General features: G+C 47.8%; 16 protein-coding genes. All 16 read left to right on the forward strand.

Going from position 1 to position 19,643, the window contains the following annotated elements; genetic code table 11:
• Positions 1–1,254: high affinity choline transporter 1 (locus H8K36_RS08745; RefSeq protein WP_186920444.1), on the forward strand; the 1,254-nt coding region annotated here is incomplete at its 5' end.
• 114 nt (positions 1,255–1,368) lie between these two features.
• Positions 1,369–1,689 carry an FmdB family zinc ribbon protein gene (locus H8K36_RS08750; protein WP_186916032.1) on the forward strand — a complete coding sequence of 107 codons (321 nt, stop codon included), beginning with the start codon at positions 1,369–1,371 and terminating at the stop codon, positions 1,687–1,689.
• A gap of 22 nt (positions 1,690–1,711) precedes the next feature.
• Entirely contained in the window at positions 1,712–2,335 is a 624-nt protein-coding gene (locus H8K36_RS08755) for a DUF502 domain-containing protein (RefSeq protein WP_186916031.1), read from the forward strand.
• A gap of 112 nt (positions 2,336–2,447) precedes the next feature.
• On the forward strand, positions 2,448–4,250 hold the full coding sequence (aspS, locus tag H8K36_RS08760) for an aspartate--tRNA ligase (protein ID WP_186916030.1): 1,803 nt from the start codon (positions 2,448–2,450) through the stop codon (positions 4,248–4,250).
• 101 nt (positions 4,251–4,351) lie between these two features.
• Positions 4,352–4,831 carry a dihydroneopterin triphosphate diphosphatase gene (gene nudB / locus H8K36_RS08765; RefSeq protein WP_186916029.1) on the forward strand — a complete coding sequence of 160 codons (480 nt, stop codon included), beginning with the start codon at positions 4,352–4,354 and terminating at the stop codon, positions 4,829–4,831.
• Positions 4,832–4,863: 32 nt separating this feature from the next.
• Entirely contained in the window at positions 4,864–5,679 is an 816-nt protein-coding gene (locus H8K36_RS08770; RefSeq protein ID WP_186916028.1) for an endonuclease/exonuclease/phosphatase family protein, read from the forward strand.
• A gap of 10 nt (positions 5,680–5,689) precedes the next feature.
• The gene (gene clsB, locus H8K36_RS08775) at positions 5,690–6,853 is read left to right on the forward strand and encodes a cardiolipin synthase ClsB (RefSeq protein WP_186916027.1); all 1,164 of its coding nucleotides are present in this window, start codon (positions 5,690–5,692) and stop codon (positions 6,851–6,853) included.
• An 8-nt stretch (positions 6,854–6,861) separates the two neighbouring features.
• A complete protein-coding gene (locus H8K36_RS08780) occupies positions 6,862–7,260 on the forward strand; it encodes an RNA-binding S4 domain-containing protein (RefSeq protein ID WP_186916026.1) in 399 nt (132 codons plus the stop codon).
• A gap of 198 nt (positions 7,261–7,458) precedes the next feature.
• A complete protein-coding gene (locus H8K36_RS08785) occupies positions 7,459–9,150 on the forward strand; it encodes a methyl-accepting chemotaxis protein (RefSeq protein WP_186916025.1) in 1,692 nt (563 codons plus the stop codon).
• Positions 9,151–9,500: 350 nt separating this feature from the next.
• Entirely contained in the window at positions 9,501–10,118 is a 618-nt protein-coding gene (locus H8K36_RS08790) for a TetR/AcrR family transcriptional regulator (protein WP_186916024.1), read from the forward strand.
• Between the two features lie 131 nt (positions 10,119–10,249).
• Complete coding sequence (locus H8K36_RS08795; RefSeq protein WP_186916023.1) at positions 10,250–12,040, forward strand: acyl-CoA dehydrogenase C-terminal domain-containing protein; 1,791 nt, start codon at positions 10,250–10,252, stop codon at positions 12,038–12,040.
• 65 nt (positions 12,041–12,105) lie between these two features.
• A complete protein-coding gene (locus H8K36_RS08800; RefSeq protein WP_186916022.1) occupies positions 12,106–14,505 on the forward strand; it encodes a 3-hydroxyacyl-CoA dehydrogenase NAD-binding domain-containing protein in 2,400 nt (799 codons plus the stop codon).
• An 18-nt stretch (positions 14,506–14,523) separates the two neighbouring features.
• The gene (locus tag H8K36_RS08805) at positions 14,524–15,720 is read left to right on the forward strand and encodes an acetyl-CoA C-acyltransferase (RefSeq protein WP_186916021.1); all 1,197 of its coding nucleotides are present in this window, start codon (positions 14,524–14,526) and stop codon (positions 15,718–15,720) included.
• Positions 15,721–15,996: 276 nt separating this feature from the next.
• Positions 15,997–16,908 carry an alpha/beta hydrolase family protein gene (locus H8K36_RS08810; protein WP_222611179.1) on the forward strand — a complete coding sequence of 304 codons (912 nt, stop codon included), beginning with the start codon at positions 15,997–15,999 and terminating at the stop codon, positions 16,906–16,908.
• A 21-nt stretch (positions 16,909–16,929) separates the two neighbouring features.
• A complete protein-coding gene (locus H8K36_RS08815; protein ID WP_186916020.1) occupies positions 16,930–17,703 on the forward strand; it encodes an enoyl-CoA hydratase in 774 nt (257 codons plus the stop codon).
• Positions 17,704–17,944: 241 nt separating this feature from the next.
• The gene (locus tag H8K36_RS08820) at positions 17,945–19,636 is read left to right on the forward strand and encodes an alkaline phosphatase family protein (protein ID WP_186916019.1); all 1,692 of its coding nucleotides are present in this window, start codon (positions 17,945–17,947) and stop codon (positions 19,634–19,636) included.
• Positions 19,637–19,643 lie beyond the last annotated feature (7 nt).

The following is a 19,643-nucleotide window of genomic DNA, read 5'->3' on the forward strand; positions in this document are numbered from 1 at the left end:
AGCATTTCATCCACCTTCGTCAAAGAGGGTCTCAAGGGCGTGGTTGCCGATCCTTTCGGTTCTTCATTGTGCCTGATCTTCGTCGGTTTATTCTTTGCACGGCCGCTGTATAAGATGAACTTATTGACGATTGGTGACTACTATCGCAATAAGTACGGTCGCACCGTCGAAATCTTAGTATCGCTTTGCATCGTCGTCTCTTATCTCGGCTGGGTTGCTGCGCAAATAAAAGCGCTTGGCCTTGTCTTTAGTGTGGTTTCAGGCGGTGCCATCGATATGAATACTGGCATGCTCATTGGTGCCGGTAGCGTTTTGATTTACACCTTGATGGGTGGCATGTGGTCGGTAGCGATTACAGATTTCCTGCAAATGATCATCATCATGATCGGCATGTTGTACATGGGTTGGGAAGTTTCTAACATGGTCGGCGGTGCGGCACATGTCGTTGATCATGCGGTACAAGCGGGCAAAATGGAGTTCTGGCCCGCGCCAACTTCACGCGAGGTGCTATGGTTCTTTGCCGCTTGGATTACGATGATGCTCGGCTCCATTCCGCAACAAGACGTGTTTCAACGCGTTGCCTCTGCACACTCTGAAAATGCAGCGGCTAACTCTGCGGTCCTGGGAGGCAGCTTGTATTTCTTATTCGCGTTCATCCCTATGTTCTTGGCTTACTCAGCAACATTGATTGATCCAAAAATGGTGGAGAGTTTAATTGGTACAGATCCACAGATGATTTTGCCAACACTAATCATGACAAAAATGCCATTACTAGCACAAGTCATGTTCTTCGGCGCCCTGCTTTCTGCGATCAAGAGCTGCGCCAGTGCGACCTTATTGGCACCTTCAGTCACTTTTTCTGAAAACATCTTGCGACCATTATTTAAAAATCAAAATGATCAACAGTTCTTATTCATGATGCGCGTCGTGGTTTTGGTGTTTACTGCGATCGTTACGTTATTTGCAATGAATACCGAAGCAAGTATCTACAAGATGGTCGAAAATGCTTACAAAGTCACCTTAGTTGCTGCGTTCGTGCCACTTGCTTTCGGTTTGTACTGGAAACGCGCGACCTCACAAGGTGCGCAACTTTCTATCGTTTTTGGCTTGGTATCGTGGATTGCACTTGAAGTGACAGCACCTGAAGGCTTCTGGCCACCGCAATTAGTTGGTGTCTTAATGAGTTTGACTGGTATGTTCTTGGGTTCATTGTTGCCACAGGTAATTGGTAGCAACCACAGAAAACATGCATAAAATATCATTTTTCTGAATCTAATACGGGCTTTTGCGAGTTTCCATGCAAATGTGCAAAAGCCCGCAATAAGCCGTTATAATTCAGGGTTTTACGAGTTTTTGTCTGGAAAGAAAATGCCTATCTACGCTTATCGCTGCGAAGCATGCGGCTTTGCCAAAGATGTGTTGCAAAAGATGTCGGATGACCCTTTGACGGTTTGTCCTGAATGTCAACAAGCAAGTTTCAAGAAACAAATTACGGCTGCTGGTTTCCAATTGAAAGGGTCTGGCTGGTACGTGACCGATTTCCGTGGTGGATCTGGTGGTACCGGAGCCGCTGGTGGAGCGACTGCAGGAAGTTCAAGCAGCGCGGAAACGAGCGCCACTACTTCCAGCGAGAGCACTCCAAGTAATACAGCAACCAGTAGTCCTTCCGCCGACACCAAAGCGGCCTGAGTAAGAACACCAAGCGAGATCTATGCGTAAATACTTTATTACCGGTTTGCTGATCTTAGTTCCTCTAGCAATTACGCTATGGGTGCTGCATGCGGTCATCAGCACCATGGATCAGTCCTTGCTACTGTTGCCTGCACAATGGCGCCCCGAGGCCTTGGTCGGTTTCAAGATTCCTGGTTTGGGCGCTTTACTCACAGTTCTAATTATTTTTGTGACTGGCCTGCTGACAAAGAATTTCATCGGCAAGTACGTTGTGGGACTTTGGGAGACCGCACTCAACCATATCCCTATCGTTAGCTCAATTTACTCTAGCGTCAAACAAGTCTCGGATACTCTCTTTTCGTCAACCGGCAATGCATTTAGCAAAGCACTGTTGATTCAATATCCACGCGAAGGTTCTTGGACCATCGCGTTTTTAACTGGCAAACCAGGTGGTGATGTCGCCAAACATCTGAACGGTGACTATATCAGCGTGTACGTACCAACGACACCCAACCCTACTTCAGGTTACTTCCTGATGATCCCCAAAAAGGATGCCATTGAACTCGATATGAGTGTTGACACTGCGCTCAAATATGTCGTGTCTATGGGCGTGGTAGCACCAGAGATGGCCGCGCAAGCGGAACAAAATAAGGCTTGTAATTGAACCACTGGCATCGTGCTGGTGAGTTAAGCCTCTTTCCCACGCTGCCCAAGCCTAGTAAATAAAATAGACATTCAACACAGCATTTAACTTTCATATAGACAGGTAAGAAATTATGTCCATGCGTACCAACTACTGCGGCCTTACAACTGAGGAATTATTAGGCCAAACCGTCAGCCTGTGTGGCTGGGTTCATCGTCGCCGCGATCACGGTGGTGTGATTTTCATCGATTTGCGTGACCGCGAAGGTTTGGTACAAGTCGTTTGCGATCCAGATCGTGCAGAGATGTTCAAAATCGCAGAGTCCGTGCGCAACGAATTCTGTTTACGCATCACGGGTATCGTACGTAATCGTCCAGATGGCACCATCAATAACAATTTAAAGTCTGGCAAGATCGAAGTGCTGTGCCATGAATTGGAAGTATTGAACGCTTCTGTGACGCCACCGTTCCAATTGGATGATGAGAACCTGTCTGAAACAACACGTTTGACACATCGCGTACTCGACTTGCGTCGCCCACAAATGCAAAACAATTTGCGTTTGCGTTATAAAGTCGCGATGGAAGTCCGTAAGTTTTTGGATGCGAATGGCTTCATCGACATCGAAACACCAATGTTGACGAAGTCGACACCAGAAGGCGCGCGCGATTACTTAGTGCCGTCTCGCGTAAATGCAGGTAACTTCTTTGCTTTGCCGCAGTCCCCACAATTATTCAAACAGTTGTTGATGGTGGCGAACTTTGATCGTTACTACCAAATTACCAAATGCTTCCGTGATGAAGATTTGCGTGCAGACCGTCAGCCAGAATTTACTCAAATCGACTGCGAAACGTCTTTCATGTCGGAACAAGAAATTCGCGACATGTTCGAAGGCATGATCCGTGGCGTATTTAAAAATACCTTAAACATCGATTTGCCTAACCCATTCCCAGTCATGGATTTCGCCGAAGCGATGGGTCTGTATGGTTCAGACAAACCAGATATGCGCGTGAAATTGCAGTTCACAGACCTGACGGATGTAATGAAAGATGTCGACTTTAAAGTCTTCTCCAATGCAGCGAATATGGCAAACGGGCGCGTGGTTGGTATGTTGGTTCCAGGCGGTGGCAGCATGCCACGCTCTGAAATTGACGCTTATGATCAATTCGTACGCATCTACGGTGCTAAAGGTTTGGCTTACATCAAGGTCAATGATAAGGCAGCTGGCCGTGATGGTTTACAAGCACCTATCGTTAAGAACTTGCATGATGCAGCACTGGCGCAAATTTTGGAGCGCACAGGGGCTAAAGATGGCGATTTGATTTTCTTCGGTGCAGATAAAGCCAAGGTCGTGAATGATGCGATCGGCGCACTGCGCGTAAAAATCGGCCATAGCGAATTCGGCAAAAACAACGGTTTATTTGAAGATGTATGGAAACCATTGTGGGTAGTTGATTTCCCAATGTTCGAACATGACGAAGAGAATAATCGTTGGACAGCGGTTCACCATCCATTTACAGCGCCAAAAGATGGCCACGAAGACTTGATGGAAACGGATCCAGGTAAATGTATCGCCAAAGCCTATGACATGGTCTTGAATGGCTGGGAACTCGGTGGTGGTTCAGTGCGTATTCACCGTGCAGATGTACAAAGCAAAGTCTTCCGCGCTTTGAATATCGGTGCAGAAGAAGCGCAATTGAAATTCGGATTCTTGCTCGACGCCTTGCAATACGGCGCGCCACCGCACGGTGGCTTGGCTTTCGGTCTCGATCGTATCGTGACGATGATGACAGGTGCAGAATCCATCCGTGACGTGATCGCGTTCCCGAAAACACAACGCGCACAATGTTTATTGACGCAAGCGCCGTCCGAAGTCGATGAAAAGCAATTGAAAGAATTGCACATTCGTCTGCGTGCGACGGAAGCTAAAGTCGTTTAAGGCAAATTTTGCTCGCAAAGTAAGACAAAATGGCAGACTTCGGTCTGCCATTTTTTTATGTTCAGGAATACCCGAAACGGCAGCACCGAAACAGGTATACTATGAGGCACTTGAGCCACTCTCAATTGCGTATCGTGCCCTACAAAATTCCCGAATCCGTTCTCGTTGTCATTTACACGCCCGAGCTTGATGTACTTCTATTGGAGCGTGCTGACAGGCCTGGTTTTTGGCAGTCGGTGACGGGTTCTAAAGATAGTATCGAAGAAGCTTTGAGTTACACCGCGCAGCGCGAAGTAATGGAAGAGACAGGAATAGACACTACGCTCCATACACTGACCGACTGGCAGATCAGCAATTTGTACGAAATCTACCCAGTGTGGCGTCACCGTTATGCCCCTGGTGTGACACAAAACAAAGAACATGTATTTGGTTTGTGTGTGCCCCGCGACACTTCAGTTACACTAGCTCCACGTGAACATCTGCGCTTTGAATGGCTTCCAATTAAGGAGGCAGCGGATCGATGTTTCTCAGCCTCCAACGCCGAAGCGATATTGCAGCTTAATCAGCGTGCAGCACAATGAGGGCTGATTCAACTCAATTTCAGGAAGCTTGAATGAAACTTCGGATCGCGACCTACAATATTCATAAAGGAGTGACGGCGTTCGGACGCAAGACACGCATTCATGAATTAAAAGAAGCGATCAAAGCGCTTGATGCGGACATCATTTTTCTACAAGAAGTGCAAGGCCAACACGATCATCATGCAAAGAAACATGAGGCTTGGCCGAGTCAAGGACAGCATGAGTTTCTGGCAGGCGATACTCATCAATCGGTCTATGGCATGAATGCCGTCTATGAGCATGGCCACCACGGCAATGCACTACTTAGTCGCTTACCGATCAAAACATCGATCAATCGAGACGTTTCAGACCATGCCTACGAACAGCGCGGCATTCTGCATGTAGTTGTACAACTCGCTGAATTTGAAGCTCATTGTTTTGTTGTCCATCTGGGGCTCTTCGCAGCTAGCCGACGACGTCAGATACAAGCACTTATCCAGCAGATACAAGAACACGTGCCGCCCCAGGCTCCACTGATTATCGCTGGCGACTTCAACGATTGGAGTCAACGACTGAGTCATACCATGTACAAAGAACTCAATGTCATCGAAGCATTTGACGGGCCATCACAACACACAAATTCACAAACACCACCACGTTTTAAATTACGTGGGCTTGGTCTAGGCCAACCTCATCACGCGCGAACTTTCCCTGCTGGCCTACCGTGGCTTAGTCTCGATCGTATATATTTGCGTGGATTTAAAGTAGAAAATGCAGCAGTAATGCAAGGTGCGCCTTGGAAAAATTTATCCGATCACGTGCCACTCAGTGTCGAACTCAGCTTACACCGATTTGATTTACTGAGCTAAACCGCAAGCCATGCCAAGAATAGACTACCAAAGTGGGAATCAATTACAACTCTTACACACTGGTGAGATGTTCTTTCCTGCGCTGCTCAAAGCCATTGATCTCGCAACAGATGAAATTTATCTTGAAACCTATATTTTCGCGAACGATCAAAGCTCGCAAGAAATTGAAGCTGCCTTGGGACGAGCTGCATCGCGTGGTGTGCGTGTCTACGTCATCGTAGACTGGATTGGCAGTGGTCGAGAACAAAGTATCGAGCTTCAGCAAAGACTTATCCTACTCGGTGTCGAGTGCCGCATATTCAATGTATGGTTCAAACGTGGTTTAGTACGAACGCACCGTAAGCTTTGTGTAATCGACCAAGTCATCGGTTTTATCGGTGGAATCAACATTGTTGATGACTTACTGACGGACCATACACCTCCCCAGCAACTACCCTTTGCACGCTGGGACTTCGCTGTCGAGCTTGAAGGTAGTTGTGTTGCTACAATTTATAAAGAAATCACTGCACAATGGCTAAAGCTAGGCAAAATGCCCTTACTCAACCGCCTTTTACTCGCACGTGATCTACGGCGTCATGTTGTGCTCAAAAACGTGCAGGGAAGTTCCGCGGCCATCGTTTTCCGCGATAACCTTAGAAATCGTTTCACCATCCAACGAGCCTATTTAAAGGCTTTGGGTAAAGCCAGAACGACTGCCTATTTCGCCAACCCCTACTTTGCACCAGGAAGACGGCTTCGCAACGGATTGATCAACGCAGCCAAACGTGGGGTCGATGTCCGATTGCTGTTAGGCGTGGGGGAATTCGATTTACAAGATCTAGTCGCTCAATCTTATTACTCAAAGCTTTTGAAGTATGGTGTCAAAATCTATGAGTACCATCGAACGCACATGCACGCCAAAGTTGCCGTGATCGATCAACAGTGGACAACCGTTGGCTCAAGCAATTTTGACGGTCTGAGTCTTTTTCTCAACCATGAAGCGAATATCTTAATCAACGACCCGGCTATCAGCCGTGAACTTGAAGCGCATCTGCAAGTCGGTTTTGAGCAGGCGATCGAGATCACTGCTGAAACAGTCGAACGTCAATCATGGATACAGAGATTAAAAAATCGCCTCGCCTATACCTTGTATCGATGGGTATTACAATTACTGACTTTTGGTGAATATCGTTAATCTCATTTATGAAATCTCTTTCTTTAGCCGCCAGCTCAGTCCGCATAGATAAGTGGCTATGGGCCGCGCGCTTTTTCAAGACGCGTAGCCTCGCCACAAATGCCGTGGAGCTGGGACGTGTGCTCCAAAATGAGCAACGCGTCAAACCAGCACATGCGGTAAAGATCGGAGATCAACTCGAAATTCAACACGGAGAACAGACTTCGATAGTCATCGTACTTGGCCTTAGCGAGATACGAGGTCCTGCCCCTGTTGCGCAAGCCTTATACCAAGAAACAGGCGAAAGCATCGCTAAGCGACAGCAACGTGCGGAGAATAGACGTATGCAAGTGGAGCCAAGCATCCATATTCAAAGCCGTCCTACCAAGAAACAACGTAGACAATTAAATCACATTAATTTTGACTAGAATCCCGAAGCATTTCGTCTACTTACCCAACCTCGGTTCAAAATTCCTTCTTAAACATCGCGATGTTAACTAATTGCAACCTTTTGGAATCACCTTCGTTTACTTTCTTCTGAATCGGTATATATTGTCTGGATGAAATTTTTGTAAGCAAAATCGACCTTTCACTATGCACCTCTTGTTCGCTCCAAGGAGAAGTAAATGCAAGCGTTTTACGATTTAAAAATTGCAACAAAACTCATCGTCGGCTTTGTCGGCGTTCTCCTGCTAACAGCCTTCCTCGGCTTGTTTTCAATGGCGCAGCTTGCCAAAGTTAACACCGCCGCTGACGAACTTGGCAATGACTGGATGCCAAGCGCGATCGAAGCTATGGGCATGAAAGAAAGCGTCTCGCGTATGCGCTCACAAGAAGCGCAACTAGCAACTGCTGAATCTCCTGAAGAAGTCAAAAAATACCAAGAGCGCACAGACGAAGCGATCGCTCAATTTAAGAAACACCATACAGCATCCCTGAAATATGCAGACCAACCCGGTGAGAAAAAAGCCCTCGACGATACACTTGCTGCATTTAATGAATATGTGCAAATTTCAGCCAAGATTGGGAATTTTGCAAAAGAAGCCAATACACCGTCCGCTGTTGCGCTACTGCGCACTGATTCATCAAAAGCGAATAAAAAATTACGTGAAATGGTCGATAAGATTGTTGAGGACCATATTACTGGCGGCCAGAAAGCCTTCGCCGAGAGTGCGGCAACTTACAAGAGTGCCCAAACTTGGGTCGTCGGTGTCATCATCGCCGCGATTGTCGTTGGTCTCATGCTAGCAAGCTGGCTCGCTCGCATCGTTTCCGCACCACTGCAAGAAGCTGTCGAGCTAGCCGAGTCGATTGCACATGGCGATCTCACCAAAACCATTGTGTCAAGCAGCTCTTGTGAAACTGGACAATTGATTCAAGCCCTATCGGATATGAACACTAGCTTGCTACAAGTCGTGTCTGAGGTAAGAACTGGCACAGATCAGATCCACGATGCAGCGACAGCGATTGCCAATGGCAACATGGATTTATCACAACGCACTGAAGAGCAAGCAAGTTCACTCGAAGAAACTGCTTCGTCGATGGAAGAAATCACTTCCACTATTAAACACAACAGCGATAACGCTCGCCAGGCAAATATCTTGTCGCAGTCTGCCACTGCTGTCGCCGAAAAAGGCGGTAGCGTGGTGTCAGAAGTAGTAGCAACCATGACTTCGATTAACGAATCCTCACGCAAAATTGTCGACATCATCAGTGTCATCGATGGTATCGCTTTCCAAACCAATATCTTGGCACTCAATGCGGCTGTAGAAGCAGCGCGAGCAGGCGAACAAGGTCGTGGCTTTGCGGTGGTAGCCTCCGAAGTGCGCAGCCTCGCGCAACGTTCAGCGAGTGCGGCTAAAGAGATTAAAGAACTGATCAATGATTCAGTTGAAAAAGTCGGTCAAGGCAGCCGGCTGGTGGACACAGCTGGTAGCACCATGCAAGAAGTGGTCGAGAGCGTAAAGCGTGTGAGCGACATGATTAGTGAAATTACTGCTGCAGGCCAAGAGCAAAGCACAGGCGTTGACCAAATCAATAACGCCATCATGCAAATGGATAGCGTGACCCAACAAAATGCTGCGCTGGTCGAAGAAGCTGCTGCCGCAGCTGCGACCATGCAAGAGCAGGCAGAGAATCTCGTTAAGGTGGTTAGCGTTTTCAAGCTAGATCAAAACAGCTACAGCGCACCCAAGCCCCGCCCCGCGACACGTTCTTCAGGCCCAGCAAAACGTGCGGCGCCCGTTGCCGCGCCACGAATCAAAGCGCAGCCTGCCAAATCCACTGCAGAAGCTGGTCAGGATTGGGAAGAATTCTGAGTCACCCGTAACACCGTACAAAGCCGAGCATGTCTCGGCTTTGTTGTCTTAGGAAACAAAAGATTGCATCAAACCGAGTCATTTGCTTGATCAAAAACGGGACAAATCTCAGGAATAAATTAGTAGTCTTTTTCTAAGTTTTAAGAGGCAAAAGCAGAACTGTCGTAATCACGCACAGACTTGTAGGTAATCCATTCTAATGGGAGTTTTGTGATTGACTTTTGATGTCGCCTGTTGAATAGTACGGTCGTTCGATTAATTTCTTATTCGCACTTTTGTGATATTAAAAATAACGACTCACAAAGCGTAATAAGATCAGAAAAACTGGCTATTCGATTCAAACGGAAACAATGAATATCACATCGAAGTTTTTGCGAAAAGGGGAGCTAACCCGCGCAGCGATCTTGGAGACAGCTTTGGATAGCGCCAGCCGTAATGGCTTGGAAGGCTTAACCATTGGTCTGTTGGCTGAGAAGATGAATATGAGTAAGTCCGGCGTTTTTGCGCATTTCGGTTCGCGCGAAGATTTACAGATTGAAGTATTACGGCTTTATCACCATACCTTCGAGCAGGAAGTGTTTTATCCCAGCATGAAGGAGTCACGCGGTTTGCCACGTTTGCGTTCGATGTTCGCATTGTGGATTCAACGAGTGACGAAAGAGATTGCTTCAGGTTGTATCTACATTAGTGGTGCAACCGAATACGATGATCGTCAGGGTGTGATTCGTGACGAATTAGTAGCGATGGTCGATGCTTGGCAAGGTGCTTTACGTCGAGCCACAGTACAGGCGATGGAACTGAATCACTTACGTAACGATGTAGATCCCGACCAGATTGTCTACGAGATGTACGGTTTAATTTTGGCGCTACATCACGATGCACGTTTCTTGAAGAAGTCGGGCAGTGTGCAAAGAGCGGAAATTGGTTTTGAGAGAGTTATCGAATCGTATGCGCCGAATACAAAGTAAGCCAAACATGCGGTGTCGATTCAGTGTTAAGTAGTCCCAAATTATGAGTGCGTGAAACCGAACACGCCTAAGTTTGTTCAAACGTTTTTGTCGATTTTTTGAAATTTTAAATTTGTTCTCAGGAGAATATTATGGGTCAATACGTCGCTCCCCTACGTGATATGCAATTCGTGTTGCATGAACTGTTAGCGGTTGAAAGTGAACTGAAACAGTTGCCAGCTTACGAGGAAATCGATGCTGACATCATTAATCAGGTGTTGGAAGAAGGCGGTAAATTCTGCTCTGAAGTGATCTTCCCTCTGAACCATTCTGGTGACCGCGAAGGCTGCCACCATGACAAGACAACGCATACAGTGACGACACCAAAAGGCTTTAAAGAAGCTTACAAGCAGTACGTCGAAGCTGGTTGGCCTGCACTTTCTTGCGATCCAGAATACGGCGGCCAAGGCTTGCCATTGGTTATGAATAACTCCATGTATGAAATGCTGAACTCCGGCAATCAAGCGTGGACGATGTACCCAGGTTTGTCTCACGGTGCTTACGAGTGCTTGCACGAGCACGGCACTCCAGAACAAAAAGCGCAGTTCTTGCCGAAATTAACGTCCGGTGAATGGACTGGCACCATGTGTTTGACCGAACCACACTGCGGTACTGACCTCGGTATGTTGCGTTCGAAAGCGGAGCCACAAGGTGACGGCACTTATAAAATTACTGGCGCCAAGATCTTTATCTCTGCTGGTGAACATGATTGTGCAGAGAACATCATTCACTTAGTATTGGCTCGCTTGCCAGACGCACCAGAAGGTTCCAAGGGTATTTCTTTGTTCTTGGTACCAAAATTCTTGGTCAATGCAGATGGCAGCTTGGGCGCACGTAACCCAATCTTCTGCGGCGCGATCGAAGAAAAAATGGGTATTCATGGCAACTCCACTTGCCAAATGAATTTAGATGGCGCGATCGGTACTTTGATCGGTCAACCACACAAAGGTTTGAACGCGATGTTCGTGTTCATGAATGCAGCGCGCTTGGGCGTAGGTATGCAAGGTTTGGGCTTGACTGAAGTCGCTTACCAAAATGCTTTGATCTACGCAAAAGATCGTATCCAAATGCGCAGTTTGTCTGGTCCTAAAGCACCGGACAAACCAGCTGACCCAATTATTGTTCACGCTGACGTACGTCGTATGCTGTTCACAGCAAAAGCGTGGGCTGAAGGTGGTCGTGCATTCTGTTCTTACGTCGCTTTGCAATTGGACAAAGAATTAAATCATCCTGATGAACAAGTACGTAAAGACTGCGCCGACGAAGTTGCTTTGTTGACGCCGATCATCAAAGCGTTCATCACTGACAACGCGTGGACAGCGACATCTGAATGTTTGCAAGTTTACGGTGGTCACGGTTACATCGCAGAATGGGGCATGGAACAATATGTTCGCGATGCACGTATCAACTTGATCTACGAAGGTACTAACACTGTTCAATCTTTGGACTTGTTGGGTCGTAAAATTTTGCAGGACAACGGCGCGAAATTGCGTAAATTCGGCGCTAAGGTACAAGCATTCGTCGAAGAAAACGGCACAGATGAAGCGATGTCTGAATTCATCACACCATTGGCTGAATTGGGCGACAAAGTCACTAAATTGACGATGGAAATCGGCATGAAAGCTTTCCAAAACCCAGACGAAGTTGGCGCTGCTGCGGTTCCTTATTTGCGCGTAGTTGGTCACTTGGTTTACAGCTACTTCTTCGCGCAAATGGCAAAAATCGCTCTTGCAAAACAAGATTCTGGCGATACGTTCTACAAAGCGAAATTGGCGACGATTCGTTTCTACTTCGCGCGTTTGTACCCAGAAACTGCAATGTGCATTCGCCAAGCACGTTCTGGCTCTGCGAATTTGTTGTCACTCGAAGCAGACTTATTCTAAAAATGTTGGGTGGGAATTTCCCACCCTGCTCCAACCAAGTTTGAATTTCATGTAAAGGTTATCCAATGCCTAATTTCATCGTCAAAAAAGTCGCCGTCCTTGGCGCTGGTGTGATGGGAGCGCAAATTGCTGCGCACTGTGTCAATGCCAAAGTTCCTGTCGTATTGTTCGACTTGCCAGCTAAAGAAGGCCCGAAGAACGGCATCGTTCTCAAAGCGATTGAGAATCTGAAAAAACTCAATCCAGCACCACTCGGTGACAAAGACGATGCAGCTTTGATCGAAGTCGCTAACTACGAAGATAACCTCGACGTTTTGGCTGGCTGCGATTTGATCATTGAAGCGATCGCAGAACGTATGGATTGGAAACATGATCTGTACAAAAAAGTTGCGCCACATATCGCGCCAAATGCGATCTTCGCTTCTAACACATCCGGTTTATCAATCACAGCGTTGTCTGAAGGTTTCGACGCAGGTTTGAAAGAGCGTTTCTGTGGCGTTCACTTCTTTAACCCACCACGTTACATGCATTTGGTTGAGTTGATCCCAACTGCAGCAACGCGTTCTGACATCCTCGACCAACTTGAAGGTTTCTTGACGACGACTTTGGGCAAAGGCGTAGTTCATGCAAAAGACACACCGAACTTCATCGCGAATCGCGTTGGTATCTTTGGTATGCTGGCAACAATTTATCAAGCAGAACAATTCGGTTTGAGTGTTGATGTTGTCGATGATTTGACGGGTAAGAAATTAGGCCGCGCTTCTTCCGGCACTTTCCGTACTGCTGACGTGGTTGGTCTCGACACCATGGCACACGTCATCAAAACCATGCAAGACAACTTGCAAGATGATCCATTCTTCGCTGTTTATAAAACACCAGAAGTCTTGGCTAAATTGGTAGCAGCAGGCACGCTTGGATCCAAATCAGGTGCAGGCTTCTACAAAAAAGTAGGCAAAGATATTCAACGTTTAGATTTCGCAAGCGGCACGTATGTTGCTGGCGGCGCGAAAGCAGATGATTTGGTCGCACGCATCTTGAAGGAAAAAGATCCAGTCAAGAAAATGAAATCTTTGCGTGAATCAACCAACAAGCAAGCGCAATTCTTGTGGTCAATTTTCCGTGATGCTTTCCATTACATCGCAATTCATGGCGCAACTATTGCTGACAATGCACGCGATATCGACTTTGCTATGCGTTGGGGCTTTGGCTGGAACGTCGGTCCATTCGAAACATGGCAAGCATCTGGCTGGCAGCAAGTCGCTACTTGGGTCAAAGAAGATATCGATGCAGGCAAAGCACTCTGTGCAGCACCATTGCCAGCTTGGGTATTCGAAGGCCCAGTTGCTGAAAAAGCTGGCGTACATACCCCAGAAGGCTCTTGGTCTATCAGCCGTAATACGTTTGCACCACGTTCAAGTTTGTCTGTCTACGATCGTCAAGCATTCCGCGCGACTGTATTGGGTGAAGGCGCAGCAACGGGCGCTACCGCCGGTGTAACCTTCTTTGAAGATGATTCAGTACGCATCTGGCATCAGAATGATGATGTCTTGATCCTGTCTTTCAAAACAAAGATGCACGTGATTGGCCCAGGCGTTGTTGCTGGCATGGAAAAAGCCCTGGCAGAAGCAGAGAAAAACTTCAAAGGCTTGGTGATCTGGCACTCAGACGCTGCTGAAGGCGGTGCCTTCTCTGCTGGTGCAGATTTGCAAGCAATGTTGCCATTGTTTATGTCTGGTGGCGTGAAAGCGATCGAACCAGCAATCTCTCAATTGCAAAATGCACATCAAGCATTGAAATACGCAAACGTTCCAGTGGTGGCTGCGGTTGCTGGCTTGGCACTCGGCGGTGGTTGCGAATTGATGATGCACGCTGCAAAACGCGTTGCCGCACTCGAATCCTACATCGGCTTAGTGGAAGTGGGTGTCGGCTTGGTGCCAGGCGGTGGTGGTTTGAAAGAAGCCGCAGTACGCGCTGCCAAAGATGCAAAAGGTACTGACTTGTTGCAGTTCTCAAAGAACTACTTCACGAATGCTGCTACAGCAAATGTGTCGAAGTCTGCCTTGGAAGCGCAAAAAATGGGTTACCTCGGCCAAGACGACGTTATCGTTTTCAATGCCTTCGAATTGTTACACGTAGCCAAAGTAGAAGCACGTGCCATGTTCGACGCAGGCTATCGTCCACCAATGCGCAAATTGGTACCAGTCACAGGCCGTCATGGCATTGCGACGATCGGCGCACAATTGATCAATATGCGTGACGGTGGTTTCATCTCTGCGCATGACTTCAAACTCGGCAAGATGATCGCTGAAGTGGTGTGCGGTGGCGACATCGACAATGGCAGTTTGGTCAGCGAACAATGGTTGCTCGACATGGAGCGCAAAGCGTTTATGGAATTGTTGAATCATCCAAAAACGCAAGAGCGCATCATGGGCATGATGCAAACCGGCAAACCAGTACGTAACTAATTCATCGAGGACTCGACAATGACTACTCAATTACAAGACGCTTACATCGTCGCGGCAACTCGTTCCCCTATTGGTAAATCGGGCCGTGGTATGTTCCGCAACACACGCCCAGATGACTTGCTGGTCGGTGTATTGAAATCCGCTTTAGCACAAGTGCCAAATCTGGACCCTAAACTGATCGAAGATGCCATCGTTGGTTGTTCTTTCCCAGAAGGCGCACAAGGCTTGAACTTGGCACGTATGAGCGTGCTGTTGGCTGGCCTGCCAAACACGATTGGTGGTGTAACGATTAACCGTTACTGCGCTTCCGGTATCACGGCAGTGGCAATGGCAGCTGATCGTATTCGCGTTGGCCAAGCTGACGTCATGATCGCTGCCGGTGTGGAATCTATGTCTATGGTGCCAATGATGGGTAACAATCCATCAATGAACATGGCTATCTTGAAAGACGAGAATGCGGGTATCGCTTACGGCATGGGTTTGACTGCAGAAAAAGTTGCAGCACAATGGAAAATCAGCCGTGAAGCACAAGATGCTTTTGCTTTGCAATCGCACCAACGCGCATTGGCGGCACAAGCGGCTGGTTACTTCGATGCAGAAACAACGCCATTCGAAATTATCGACCGCGTGCCAAACTTGGCAACAGGCGAAATCGAGCTCAAAACACGTACGGTGAGTCGTGACGAAGGCGCGCGCCCAGATACATCACTCGAAGGTTTGGCGAAACTGAAAGCAGTCTTTGCTGCTAAAGGTTCCGTGACTGCGGGTAACAGCTCCCAAACTTCTGACGGTGCTGGTGCTTTGATCTTGGTCAGCGAAAAAATCTTGAAGCAATTCAACCTGACTCCATTAGCACGCTTCGCCTCTTTCGCAGTACGCGGTGTGCCACCAGAAATCATGGGTATTGGTCCTAAAGAAGCGATTCCAGCGGCATGTAAAGCTGCGGGTATCACGCAAGACCAAATCGATTGGTTTGAATTGAACGAAGCGTTTGCAGCCCAGTCTTTGGCAGTGGTACAAGATCTGGGTCTCGACCCAGCTAAGGTTAACCCAATGGGCGGCGCGATTGCTCTCGGTCACCCACTGGGCGCGACAGGTGCGATTCGTTCCGCGACGACGATCCATGCTTTGCATCGTAATAATTTGAAGTACGGTATGGTGACGATGTGTGTGGGGACGGGTATGGGAGCAGCAGGAATCTTCGAACGCATGTAAATCCCAATTCTGGGGCGCAGGGCGTTGTTGCAAATGCTCGCAATATGCTTATATTGCTGTGCTTTGCGCCTAGCCCTGCATCCCCATAATTGAATTTAGCCGACCGTTCTCGGATACTGGAAGTTGTTGCGAATGCTCGCAATATGTTTATATTGCTGTGCTTCGCGCCTCCTGCGGCATCCCTATAATTGAATTTAGCCGCCCGTTCGAACCAACGGAGATTCGAAATCTTTGAAACCGCACACTCACTCTGTGCGGTTTTTTTACGGGGTTCTTATGACTACGATTGAGACCACTGAAGTGATTGCCAAAGACGGTAGTGTTCTTATCGGGCGTAAGTATTCGCCGTCGGAGGCGGTGCATGCTGTTGTCTTGATGCCTGCGGCGATGGGTGTAAAGCAGCAATTTTACGCGCCGTTTGCTGAGTTCTTGTGTGAGCACGGTTTTGCGGTATTGAGTTTTGACTACCGCGGCATGGGTGAATCGTTACCCCCACAATTCACACATTCTCTGCGTGGCTTTGATGCTGATATCAGCGATTGGGCAGAACTCGATTACAACGCTGCGCTGCTAGCAGCACGCGCTTGGCATGCTGATGTTCCACTTTTAGTGATCGGCCATTCACTCGGCGGACAACTTGCAGGGTTGTTGCCTGACAATCATCTGATTGATGGTATGTTGACCGTCGGTTCAGGAACGGGGTATTGGCGACACAACGCGCCGCCAACCAAACGCTTGGTGTGGTTACTCTGGTATTTCTTGGTACCGTTCTATACCAGCATCTGTGGCTATTTCCCAGGCAAGAAACTGCGTAAAGTCGGCAACCTTCCAAAGGGTGTGATCTATCAATGGTCACGTTGGTGCAAAGACCCTCGTTACTTTGTCGACGAGAAAGGCGATGCGCTGCCTACCTATCATCAGCAATTCACCGCACCTATTCTCAGCATGAGCTTCACCGACGACGAGATGATGGGACGTAGAAACATTGATGGCTTGCATGACTATTTCAGCCATGCCCCAGTGGAGCGCCGTTACATTCAGCCGCAAGATATACAAGCAAAACGAGTCGGCCATTTCGGCTTTTTTAGAACGGAATTTCGACACAGCTTATGGCAACAAGCTTTACAATGGCTGAAGAATCAAGAGAAACAGCAAGGAAAGCCTCACCCTTCTGCAAAACCTAACTAATCCAAGAGACCCAGAGACACCATGGAAATTCTGACCCAAATCAACGACGGCATTTTGACTATCAATTTCAACCGTCCAGAAAAGAAAAACGCCATCACTTTCGGTATGTATCAAGCGATGGCGGATGCCTTAAATGCCTCGAACGACGACAAAAACGTGAGCGTGATTGTGATCACGGGTAAACCAGAAATTTTCACTGCTGGTAATGACCTCGAAGACTTCATGAAAAATGCAGCGAGCTTGGCTTCATCCGACATGCCGCCGGTATATCAATTTATGCATGCCTTGAACGATGCACAAAAGCCGGTAATCGCTGCGGTATCGGGTAATGCAGTAGGTATTGGCACCACTTTATTGATGCACTGTGACCTAGTGTACGCCGCGGACAATGCGAAATTTTCTATGCCATTTACGCAATTAGGATTGTGCCCAGAGTTTGCATCGAGTATGGTGTTGCCGCAAATCGCTGGCTACCAACGCGCAGCCGAAAAGCTATTATTAGGCGAAGCCTTCAGCGCGCAAGAAGCGCATGAAATGGGCTTAGTGAATAAGGTCTTGCCGCTCGACGAATTGCTCGCTTACGCCGAAAAACAAGCTGCCAAAATCGCGGCCTTGCCTGCAAAATCTATTCGACTGACCAAGTCTTTGATGAAGGCAAATCAGCCTCAGGCTATCCGCGACAAGATGAATGAAGAAAACGCCCACTTCGGGGCAATGTTGTCGCAGCCAGAAGCGCGTGAAGCGATGATGGCGTTCTTCCAGAAACGTAAGCCGGATTTTAAGCAATTTAACTAAGCAGTTCAATTAATCAAAGCTTCGGGCGGTGCGCACAGGCCACTGCCCTACATTTTGGTCGAATTAACAAACAGCTAATTTGACCATTTCCCGCCTCCTGAAGATTGCCATCTCCCTGTCATATTTGACTGGCATCATATTGTCTCCTTTTCAGTATTGCTTTTGCATCGTCGATATCGCATTCATCTAGCTGGCTATGCTAGAGTGCTGTCTCCACTTGATAACCTAACACCGACTCGCTATGAAATCACTCTCCTTCAGACGCAGATTACTCACTGCCAGTATTGCGGCAAGCCTTTTTTCTGGATTTCTTTCAACACAAGCTTTCGCTGCCGAAATTAACAAAGAACTTCCGCCCTCCAAACCGAAGCTGGTCGTTGTCTTAGTTGTGGATGGCTTACCGCAAGAACAAATCCAACGCTACCGCGATCAATTTGGTGAAGGTGGTTTTAAGCGTCTGCTGACCCAGGGCGCTTGGTATAGCGATGCCCATCAAGCCCATGGCGTGACATTGACTGCGGTCGGCCACTCTGCGGTTCTCACTGGTGCTTACCCGTATCAGCATGGGATTATTTCGAACGGCTGGATTGACCCTGTCACCCTGGCGAACGTCTACTGCACCGAAGACAACAAACATACTTACCTCGGTGAGGATACTAAGCCAGGCGATGGCACCTCCCCTGCGAATCTCAAAGTGAACACCGTCGGCGACGAATTGCGCTATGCGACTGGCAATCAATCCAAAGTCATCACCATTTCAGGCAAAGATCGCGGTGCGATTTTGTTAGCAGGTAAGACCGGTACCGCTTACATGATGATGAAAAAGACTGGCAATTTCGCTAGCAGCACATACTACATGCAAAGCTATCCAGCATGGCGTGAGCAATATGTCGCTGGCAAACCCCAAGACAAATATTATGGCCAACGTTGGAACTTGCTGCTCGATGAAAAAGCCTATGCTAACGATGCCAAGGATGAAGTCATCATTCCAGGCCCGAAGAGAGCCAACGACCGCTTACCTATGATTTACGCCAGCCAATCTGGCAACCCCGATGCAGAATATTATGAAAGTTTATTTACCGGTCCTTATGTCGATGAAATGACATTGGAGTTTGCCAAGGCCGCCGTCGATGGTGAAAAACTCGGCAACAATGCTGCCGGAGTTCCCGATGTTTTAGGTGTGAGTTTATCTAGCCATGATTATGTTAACCATCGCTGGGGACCAGAGAGCCGCATGTCGCATGATCATCTACAAAGACTTGATCGTATGCTCGCGAAATTCTTTGCGCATCTCGACAAGAAAGTGGGCATGGACAATACCTTGGTGTTGCTAACTGCGGATCACGGCTTCCCCAACACGCCTGAGTTTGCACGCGACAATCACCTTGATGCTGCGCGTATCGATGGTAAAGAAATGATGAATGCACTCAACCAACATCTGCAAAGCAAATTTGGTTTAGAAAAATTGGCGACCAAGCTATCATCACCGACGATCTTACTCGACTACAAAAAGTTCGAGAGCAAAGGATTGAAACGTGAAGAACTAGAAAACGCCGTCGCTGAATTCTCGATTAAATATCCTGGAATCGCTGACGCTTTTACTCGTACTCAGCTCGAGAGCGGCAACATTCCAAAGAATCAAATAGGTAAGTTAATGCAGCGTGCTTGGAACCGCCAAGTCTCTGGTGACGTGATGTTAGTCATCAAACCGTATTGGTATTTCGGTACTGATGATCATGGCACCTCTCATGGCTCACCATATCGTTACGATACCAACGTTCCCTTGATGATTATGGGCAAGCAATGGATTAAACCAGGTGCTTACGGTCAAGAGGCGGCGGTCGTGGATATTGCACCTACATTGGCGCATATTTTGCGGGTACGACCTCCAGCTGGTTCAGAAGGTCGCATCTTGGTGGAAGCTCTGAAGTAAGCTGTGG

Origin of the sequence: Affinundibacterium nitidum, assembly GCF_014284155.1 — a bacterium.
Classification (GTDB): Bacteria; Pseudomonadota; Gammaproteobacteria; order Burkholderiales; family Burkholderiaceae_D; genus Undibacterium; species Undibacterium nitidum.